Annotated in this window: 8 protein-coding genes and 1 pseudogene; 3 read left to right on the top strand and 6 right to left on the bottom strand. The window is 70.0% G+C overall.

Annotated elements, in window-relative coordinates; all coding sequences use genetic code 11:
* From ACIGW4_RS29630 to ACIGW4_RS29610, 5 genes and pseudogenes are all read right to left on the bottom strand, one after another.
* Positions 1-1121: IS110 family transposase (locus tag ACIGW4_RS29630; protein WP_399583953.1), on the bottom strand; the 1121-nt coding region annotated here is incomplete at its 3' end.
* A gap of 417 nt (positions 1122-1538) precedes the next feature.
* A complete protein-coding gene (locus ACIGW4_RS29625) occupies positions 1539-2078 on the bottom strand; it encodes an HAD domain-containing protein (protein WP_399583950.1) in 540 nt (179 codons plus the stop codon).
* Positions 2079-2684: 606 nt separating this feature from the next.
* On the bottom strand, positions 2685-2978 hold the full coding sequence (locus tag ACIGW4_RS29620) for a DUF1330 domain-containing protein (RefSeq protein ID WP_399583961.1): 294 nt from the start codon (positions 2976-2978) through the stop codon (positions 2685-2687).
* Positions 2979-3281: 303 nt separating this feature from the next.
* Positions 3282-3436: pseudogene (locus tag ACIGW4_RS29615) on the bottom strand (nicotinate-nucleotide diphosphorylase (carboxylating)); the annotation flags it as partial.
* A 273-nt stretch (positions 3437-3709) separates the two neighbouring features.
* Complete coding sequence (locus ACIGW4_RS29610; RefSeq protein WP_359587279.1) at positions 3710-4435, bottom strand: dienelactone hydrolase family protein; 726 nt, start codon at positions 4433-4435, stop codon at positions 3710-3712.
* A gap of 876 nt (positions 4436-5311) precedes the next feature.
* Between ACIGW4_RS29610 and ACIGW4_RS29605 the strand changes: the two genes are divergently transcribed.
* The gene (locus ACIGW4_RS29605; RefSeq protein WP_398712060.1) at positions 5312-5785 is read left to right on the top strand and encodes a hypothetical protein; all 474 of its coding nucleotides are present in this window, start codon (positions 5312-5314) and stop codon (positions 5783-5785) included.
* 136 nt (positions 5786-5921) lie between these two features.
* On the opposite strand, the gene ACIGW4_RS29600 is transcribed toward ACIGW4_RS29605, so the two are convergent.
* Entirely contained in the window at positions 5922-6650 is a 729-nt protein-coding gene (locus tag ACIGW4_RS29600; protein ID WP_359587282.1) for a helix-turn-helix domain-containing protein, read from the bottom strand.
* A 165-nt stretch (positions 6651-6815) separates the two neighbouring features.
* On the opposite strand from ACIGW4_RS29600, the gene ACIGW4_RS29595 reads away from it, so the two are divergent.
* Positions 6816-7772, top strand: coding sequence for a carbon-nitrogen hydrolase family protein (locus ACIGW4_RS29595; protein ID WP_399583947.1), 957 nt, complete (start codon positions 6816-6818; stop codon positions 7770-7772).
* Entirely contained in the window at positions 7769-9187 is a 1419-nt protein-coding gene (locus ACIGW4_RS29590) for an APC family permease (protein ID WP_399583944.1), read from the top strand. The genes ACIGW4_RS29595 and ACIGW4_RS29590 overlap by 4 nt, the downstream gene beginning before the upstream one ends.
* The last annotated feature ends 109 nt before the right edge of the window (positions 9188-9296 follow it).

Raw genomic sequence — 9296 nt, 5'->3', positions numbered from 1 at the left:
AGGCAGAGCAGGGCCTGGGTGTGGTGCTTGCCCTGGGCGATCTTCTTGTCGTAGTAGGCCCGGGATGCCGGGTCACCCAGGGCTGCGAACGCGGAAAGGAAGAAAGCCCGTTTGAGCTGCTTGTTTCCTCTCCTGGACGGTTGTTCGCCGCGGATCGAGGACCCTGAACTGCGGGTCGCGGGTGCGAGTCCGGCGTAGGCGGCGAGGTGGCCGGCGGTCGGGAAGGTGCTGCCGTCGCCGACCTCGATCAGGATGCGGGCTCCAGTCCTGACGCCGATTCCCGGCATGGACGTCAGGACCTTGGAAAGAGGGTGGTCCTCCAGCAGTTCCTCGATCCGCCCGGCCAGCAGCTTGCGCTGGTCAAGGACGGCGGTCAGGGAACCGGCCAGGCTCGGGACGATCAGCGCGGCCGCCTCGGTCCCCGGAACGGTGACGGTCTGTTCGTCCAGAGCGGTGAAGATGTCTTCGACCAGCCGTTCGGCCATCCTCGGTGCCTTCGGCCGCAGCAGCGTGACCAGCCGTCGCCGCCCGGCTTTGCGGATCTGGGCCGGAGAACCGAACCGCTCCAGCAGGGTGAGGACCGCCGGGTGCTGCAGCCGCGGCCCCAGCACCCGTTCCAGCGACGGATGGATCTGGGTCAGCAGGCCGTGGAGCCGGTTCGCGACCCTGGTGGCTTCGCCGGCCAGGTCGTCGTCGAAGCCCACGATCATTTCCAGCTCGGCGATGGTCTCGTCCTCGCCGTCGATGGCCCGCAGCGTGTGCGGCATCGCGCGGGCGGCGTCGGCGATGATGAACGCGTCCTTCGCGTCCGTTTTGGCCTCGCCCGGGTAGAGGTCGGCGATCCGTCGCATCGTCAGTCCTGGCAGATAGGCGACCGGGCAACCCATGTCCCGTGCGACCGCCAGCGGCAGGGCACCGATTGAAGCCGGCTGGTCGACCACGACCAGCACTGTTCCGTGCTTGGCCTGGAGTTTTGCGAAGATTTCGCGGAGCTTGGGTTCGGTGTTGGGTAACCGCTTGTCGAAGGCTTTCTTTCCGGCCGGTGTGACGGCGGTGGCGTGGTGTTCGCCCTTGCCGACGTCCAGGCCGAGGAAGACGTCGATGTCGCCGGTGTCGATCACGTGCAGGCCCCTCCATCACGCTTTCGTCCGGCCTTGCCTGGGCACCGAGCTGCCACATCCACGTTACGGAGAGCTCTTCCGGCCTGGGTGAAGCCGGTGCTCAAGCCCCTCATCAGTGGTCCGTCGATGCCTCCGGGGCCGGTGACACCACCCCCCGGATCATCAACAACAGGAGGGGGAAGTCATGCCGGACCCGAAGGCCGGTAGCCCCATTGCGGAGCCACGAAGAAGGTAACGGGGGGGCGTGATCACCGGCAGGTGATCGACGCGATCGCGTTCAAGTACCGCCTCGCCTCCGACAGTCGCTGCCGCCCTCTCGCCTTCGTCATCGCGCCCCGCCAGCCAGGCGGATGCGCCCGCGTCAAGCTCGAGCAATGGCCCGGTCCGGCCCCTCGATACGACAAGACCCATCACGTATTACGAGTGGACTTCCAGCCCGAACGGCTGTCGCAGCCACGCGGCGAGAGTCGCATAGTCACCATCGGTGAGACCAAGGCGAGCATCAACTCTGTGGACCAGGGCGGGTCCCTCATGGTGGGCGGCGACCCAGGACCGATCTGTCTCGGTGACCTCGTCGTCGACCCATACGAACGGCCTTCCCGCCGCCCAGTCGACAAGGGCACGGGTCTTCCAGTGCAGCCCGGCGCGTTCGTCCTGCTCGTCGATGCCTGATGGTTCTGGCCAGACAACGACGGCAAGCCGCTGGAGACCGAGCAACGGAGCGATGCATTCGTTCGCTTCGTCCATCCACGTCGTGGCCCAGACCACCTCACAAGGAAGCGCGTTCAGTCTGGCTCCGTGCTGAGGATCGACCCTGGCCAGGAGCGGATTCGTGTCAGCCGCACGCAGATCGGTACTGAGCGCATAGGTCGGGTACTCCTGCGGCTCCGCTCCGAACGGGATAAGCGGTCCGTCGACATCGAGGAACAGCAGAGGGAGCCGTACAGAACCAGTCACAGCAGCACACGATAGCGAGGATCCCACCGTCGGCCGCTCGAAGAGAGGGCTGTCGAGTCGGCCGGGTCGGCGCCTCGACGGACCGAACACGGTCGCTCCGCAGGGGCGCCAGGGCGGGAGGGACTTCGGGCACTGGCCGGCGGGACGGAGGCCTGGAGGGTTCAGGGGGCGAGGGGGGCCTGCCGCTGAGCCTTCGGTGCATTTGGGAGGCCATGGCAGTCCGCGACGTCGGGCTGTGGCCCTGTCCGCCGGTGACACGACGCCACCGGTAGCGGCCTGGTCGGCGAGTGTGACGACCCCGTACGAACCGTGGCTCCGCATCCGGACGCGGTGCGGGTGGAACGGGTGGGCCGACGGGCGGCGTGGCCGGATCGCCGTCCGTACCCGGGAGTCGACGGTGGTACCCGCATACGGGTCTTTGCCGCCGACACCAGCCGGCCCGGACGTCGCGTCGCTTCTTCGATCCGCCCGACGGGGAGCAGACCGTCGAGGACGTCGACGACGAACCGGGACGCGGGGCATCGCTTCGCACTCGTCTCGTGAGGCGTCGTCCAGCACCGTGTGCGCATCAGGTGACGGATGCTCGGCGATGGCTGGGCCCGTCGGTCAGCCGATGCCTTCGACGATGCGGAAGTCGCGCTCGAAGCCGTCGGGGAGGGCCACCAACGCCTTCTGGTAGGCCTCGCTCTCGTATGCCGCGACCGCCTGTTCAAAGCTGTCGAACTCGATCAGAACGACGCGTTGCGTGATTCCGGCCTCGTGGGCGACGACTCGACCGTCACTGGACAGGAGGCGCCCGCCCGCCGCCTGGACAGCCGGACCCGCCAGCTTGATGTAGGCAGTCAGCCTCTCAGGGTCGGGAATGGCGGGGTAGACACTGACCCAGTAGCCCTTGGCCATGAAAAACCTCCTGTGTTCGGCCGGACACGTCCGACTTCGAATGGACACTCGGATTGCTCGATCCCGGCGACGGATCACCGGGCAGGCGACGGGGGAACGTGCCGGAGACGGAAGCGAAGACCTCCCAGGCCGACGATGTCGGCCATGGCGGCCGTTCCAGCCCGCTCGCGCCTGAGGAGACACAGCCTCATCCGAACCTCGCCGGGTGTCTGCCACCCGCTGGTGCCGTCGGTGGCAACAGCAACTGAGGTCGAAGGCCGGCGCGCTGTGGGTGATGGCGCCGGCGGACATCGCGTCGACTCCGGTCTCCGCGACGATCCTCGCCGTGTCCGGCGTGATGGATCCGGACGCCTCGAGCCGGGCCCTTCCGGCCCGCGCAGCGTCACGATGTACCGCATGTCTTCGATGGACGTGTTGTCCAGCGTGATCCACTCGACTCCCGCGCGGAGCGCCTCCATGGCCTGGGTTGTCGACTCGACCTTCACCTCGACGGCGATGCCCCACGTGTTGCACGCCTGCACTGCCGCGATCGCGGCAGTGCAGGCTGCCCCTCGCGGCGATGTGGTTCCCCTTGAGCAGGACCATCGCCGCGGGGGCGAGCCGGTGGTTGCTCCCCCCGGCCGCCGGTGCCCTGTGCCCGCTGCGTGGCTTGGACGTGTCGGAGCTGGACGAAGACAAGGACGAAGACGAAGACGACGACGGGCAGGAGTGAGCATCGGGAGCCGATCGGATCAATCCGTGACGGGCAGGCACTCGGCGAGCAGGGCGACGACGTCACGCCAGACCCGCTGTGCGTGCCGTGGGTGGTGGCCGACGCCGGAGGGCGTGGTGTGGTCGACCGGCGGGTGGTGGAAGGCGTGAAGGGCTCCTCCGTAGACCACGAGGCGCCAGTCGACGCCCGCGGTCTGCATCTCTGCGGTGAACGCGTCCCGTTGCGCGGGCGGCATGATCGGGTCTTCCGATCCGACCCCGACCCACACCGGGCAGCGAATGCGTGCCGCCTCGCCCGGTCGGCCCGTGGTCAGTGCGTTGACCGTCCCGATCGCGCGCAGGTCGACGCCATCGCGACCGAGTTCCAGTGCGACTGCGCCCCCGGTGCCGTATCCGACGGCGGCGATCCGGTCGGCGTCGGCCCGTGGTTCGGCACGCAACACGTCGAGCGCGGCATGACCGATTCCTCGCATCCGGTCGGGGTCGGCGAGCAGCGGAAGGCAACGGGCCAACATTTCCTCCGGGTCCTCCAAATAGCGTCCGCCGTGGAGGTCGAAGGCCAGCGCCACGTACCCCAGTTCGGCCAGAGCCTCGGCCCGACGGCGTTCGACGTCGCTGAGTCCCATCCCCTCGGGTCCGATCAGGACCGCGGGCCGGCGTTCGGCACCGGCCGGGAGCGCGAGGTATCCGATCATCGTCAGGTCGTCGGCCGGGTATTCGACCGTACGGGTTGTGATCGTCGTCATGCGACTGAACGGTATTGACCGTTGCGCCCGCTCGGGGTGGTGTTCACCGATGGCAGACAGCGGTCTGTCCGACTGCATCGCCGCCGTGACCAAGGGCGGTGAAGGCGGAGGCCGCCCCGCCGTGGCGGCGGGCCGGGGAACCGCCCGGCAGCAGCGCGCCGCATGTGTCCGCGTACAGCGCGAAGTCGTCCACGCCCAGCGCCCGCGGTGTCGGCGCGGAAGGGAGCGGCATCCGCATCAGAGGGAACAGCACGCTCTTCGCACTCGTCGACCGGGCCGTTGTCGGCGATGGAGTGTCACCGGAGGACCGGAGCACAGCCCGACGCCCCGGAAATCTTGCCGGGGCCACGTTCACCTGTACGCCGACAGCTTCACCTTCACCCCGGCGGGGACCCGCCTGCCGGCGTGCGAACTCACATGAGGGCGCGGAGGAACCAAGTTGCAGGGCGGTCGGGAGCCGCGGTGGAATCGGGCGGGGCTGTGTACCTGCGGCCCAGGCGGGGAGGGGGGCGTTCATGGACGGGACGACAGCGCTGGACAGCGTGCTGCGGCAGGCGCACCTGGCGGGCCGCGATGCTCGCGGGGCTGGAGGGGCTCGCCGACCGGATCCCCGACCTCTCCCGCACCGGCGTCAGGCCTCCCCCGGATTGCTTGCGGAACTCACGGACCGACTGCAGCCGACGTTCCCCGACCCGACGGAGCGGGTACTGGCCCTGCGCGCCCGACTGCTGGCGCACGCCCCGCAGCTCCGGGGACCCCGACAAGCAGCGCCGCGCGGAACGATGGCCGGCATCCCCGCGGAAGCGAGGGGGAGTGAGTGAGCATGCCGCCTTTCAACTGTTCCTCCCGTGAACCGGGCTGCCCGAGGGAAGAGGAATGAGTCGCATCACCGAACTGTGGGCCGCTGGAGATGTGCCGGCCCGGGACGGGTTGTACCGGGCGGACGGTTCGGCACGTGAGGTGGGAATCGACTCCGCCGCGCTGTCGCGGTTCGGCCTGGGAGCGCCGCTCGATCTGGAGGAGCTGCTGCGTGGCGATCCCGAAGGAGTGACCACGTACGACATTCACCCTGACTGCTTTGCCGAGCTGCCGGACGACTCCGGCTCCGGCTCCGGCCCCGACTCCGGCCCCGGCCTCGGACCCGGCTTCGTGTGCGGGGGCGATGGCGCCCACGGCTCTGAGGGCTTCTTCGCGCGGCTCGACGCCGACAGGAATCTCGTGTGGGTGGTGTCGATGGGCGACTCGAACCCGTTCGAGAAGGTGGAGGTCCACGGAACGACCGCCCGGTTCTTCAACAACCTCGGCAACTCGATCGAGATCGATCTGACGGATCACGACTTCCGGCACTGACCGGACACGGCCCGGGAGCGGCAAAGGGCATCACCGGCAGATACGGCCGGAGCGCGTCCGGCAGATACGGCCGGAGCGCGCCAGGGGCTGGTCCGAAAAGGCCGGCCAGGGCTGGTCTTCGTGTTCGCGCGGCCGGTCAGGAAGAGACGTTCCGGCGTTCCGTCCCGGCCCGCTCGGTGGCTGCGAGGACCGCTTCCACCGCCGTGTCGTAGATCGCCTTCTGAGTCACCCGGGTCAGTTCGTCGATGTGGCTCCGGGTGACGGGGTGCGCGGCCTCGGGCAGTCGGGCGTAGATCCGGGTCCAGGTCGTCTCGTCCTTCTCCCGCACGTCGGGGTCGAGCGAGTTGAGCGCGGCGCTGTGCGCACACAGGCCGAGGGCGGTGTCCACGTACGTCCGGTAGTGGAGGACGGCCTGGTCCGGGGCCAGCCCCGAGCGGGCGAAGGCCGAGAGGATCAGTTCCACCATGCGCTGCTCCGCAGGTCCGCCGGTGGTGCGGGCGAAGGTGAGGATCGTGACGGCCGGGTGGCGGGTCTGCACCTGCCAGGTGCCCTCGGCGATCCGGCGCAGGGTGTCCTGCCAGGGTTCGTCCTCCGCCACCTCGCCCAGCTCGTCCAGAATCATGGCGATCGTCCGCTCCGCCATGGCGAGCAGCAGTTCGTCCTTGTCGCGGAACAGCCGGTAGAGGCCGGCGGCGTCGACGTCGAGTTCCTGGCCGAGGCGTCGCATCGAGAGGCCGGCGACCCCTTCCCGCTCGGCCAGCGAGAAGGCGGCCTCGACAGCCGCCTCCCGGCGCACGTCCCTGCGCTCCCGGCGGCCGGGCCGTGCAGCCGTGCTCGCCGCGCTCGCCACCGTCTTCTTCGCCATGGGGTCCCCTCGATACGGATCGTCCCGGCGACCTTATCAACGGGGCCCCCAAGAAATGACAACACCGTTGACAACGGTGTTGTGCATCGGGTTCCCTCTGTCGCACCACGCCGCTCCCCGGCCCCCACCGTGGCGCCCCTCCCTCTCCCTCCCGTCAGGAGCCCCATGAGCCGGCACCTCCGCCTCGCCCTCGTACAAGCGCCAGCCGAGTCCTTCGAGCAGTTCGCCGACGGCCTGCGACTGCGCATGAAGTCGCCCAACCGGGCGGAGCTCGTCGTCTACCCCGAGCTGCACCTCTGCTCCCGGGGAGCCGAGGCGATGACCCTGGAGGAGTACTACGACACGTACGCCGAGCCCCTCGACGGCCCGCGCGGCGCGGCGCTCGGCGCGCTCGCCCGCGAACTCGGCGTCTGGCTGATCCCCGGGACCGTGCTGGAGCGCGCCGAGGACGGAAAGGTCCACAACACCGCCGTCGTCTACGGCCCGGACGGCGAACTCGTCGCCCACTACCGGAAGATCTTCACCTGGCGGCCCTACGAGCCCATGTGCGTCGGCCGCGAGTTCGTCGTCTTCGACCTGCCCGGGACCGCCCGGATAGGCCTCTCCGTCTGCTACGACGCCTGGTACCCCGAGGTCACCCGCCACCTCGCCTGGATGGGCGCCGAGCTCGTCGTCAACCTAGTCCAGACCTCCACCTCCGGCCGCGCCCAGGAGATCCCGGTCAACACGGCGAACGCCATCGTGAACCAGATCTGGGTCGCCAGTGTCAACGGCGCCTCTCCCACCGCGCAGGGCCGGAGCCTGCTCGTCGACCCCGAGGGGCACGTCCAGGTGGCCGCCGTCGGCACGGAGGACACCACTCTGCTCGCCGTCGTCGACCTCGACCGGGTCGCGGCGGCGCGGAAGCACGGCACGGGCGGCGACTCCTGGCCGTGGGACCACTTCGCGCCCGACGACACCCCTCTGGAGCTGCCCCTGTACGGCGGCCGCATCGACCCCGTGACCTGGCGGCCCGCGGTCTCCCCGTGGACACCGGAGGCCCTGCGCCCCGCGGTACCCGCACCGGTACCGACCGCCCCGTGCCCCGCCGCCGGAGCCGCCGGAGAGGAGACCGCCCGATGAGCGACACCCCGGACGCACGTGCCACCCCGGACGCACGCACCGCCCCGGAAGCGCGCACCGCCCCCGCCGGCACGACGGCCGGCTCGCCGACCCACCTCAGCGGGAACCTCTCCCTCGCCTCCGTGGTGACTTTCGGGCTCGCCTACATGGCCCCCAGCCTGGTGATGGTGATCTTCGGCGTGATCGCCGCCGCCAGCGCGGGCACCGCGCCGACCGCGTTCCTCGTGGCCACCTCGGCGATGTTCCTGACGGCGCTGAGCTACGCACGGATGGCCGGCCACTTCCCCGACGCCGGCAGCGCGTACTCGTACACCCGACGACTGCTCGGCGCCCCGGCCGGCTTCCTGATCGGCTGGGCCGTCCTCCTCGACTACCTCTTCCTGCCGATGGTCGCCTGGCTCGTCCAGTCGCTCTACCTCCACGCGCAGTTCCCGGTCGTTCCGGTCTGGGCCTGGATGCTGCTCAACGCGGGCCTCACGACCCTCGTCAACGTCGTCGGACTCGCCCTCACCGACCGCGTCAACAAGGTGCTCACGGGCCTCGCCGTCTTCCTGGTGCTGCTCTTCGTCGCCTACTGCCTGGTCCACCTCGCCGGGCACCCGCCCCTCTCGTACACCGCGCCGCTGTGGAACGCGGACAGCGGGCTCGCCGGGATCCCGTCGGCGGCCGCCGTCGCCGCGTACTCCTACCTCGGGTTCGACGCCGTGACCACGCTCTCCGAGGAGGCGAGGGATCCGCGCCGGACCATCCCGCGCGCCGTGGTCCTGGTCATCGCGATCGGCGGCCTGCTCTTCGCCGCGGTGGCGTACGTGATGCAACTGGTCCACCCCGGAGGCGTCTTCGACGACCCGCAGATCGTGTCGTACACGATGTCGATCGAGGTCGGAGGGCAGACCTTCGCCGACTGGACCAACATGGCGGCGATCGTCGGCGGCTTCGCCTCGGGGCTCGCCGTCCAACTCAGCTCAAGCCGCCTGCTGTTCATCATGGGCCGCGACGGGGTACTGCCGAAGCGCGTCTTCGGAGCGCTGAACTCCCGCACCGGCACCCCCGTCCTGTGCCTGGCCCTCACCGGCGCCGTCGGCCTGGTCGGCCTGGACGTCTCCCTGGAGACGGCGACGTCGTTCATCAACTTCGGCGCCTTCCTCGGCTTCACGGCCGTCAACGCCTGCGTCGTCGTCCACTGGGCCCGTACCTGCTCCGCCGACCCCGATGCCCACCGCCCCGGGAGGCTGCTGGGCCACGTCGCCGTGCCCGTGCTCGGTGCCTGCGTGACCGTGTACCTGATGGCGATGCTCAGCCCGGTCGCCCTCACCATCGGCTGCTGCTGGCTCGCCGCCGGCTTCGGCTACCTGCTGCTGCTCACCCGCGGCTTCCGCCGCCCGACACCCTCGCTCACGACGGACCCGGCCTGAGCCCCAGCCCATCACGGACCCGCCTGAGGCCCCGTTCGCCACGGCCCGACCCGGGCCTCCGCCGGTACGGATCGTCGGCGCGGCGGGACGCCCCCTGCCGCGCACGACG

It is taken from the genome of Streptomyces sp. NPDC053513 (genome assembly GCF_044544765.1).
Lineage (GTDB): Bacteria > Actinomycetota > Actinomycetes > Streptomycetales > Streptomycetaceae > Streptomyces > Streptomyces litmocidini.
Note: the sequence above shows the minus strand (reverse complement) of the source record. Positions and strands in the feature narration are given on the sequence as shown.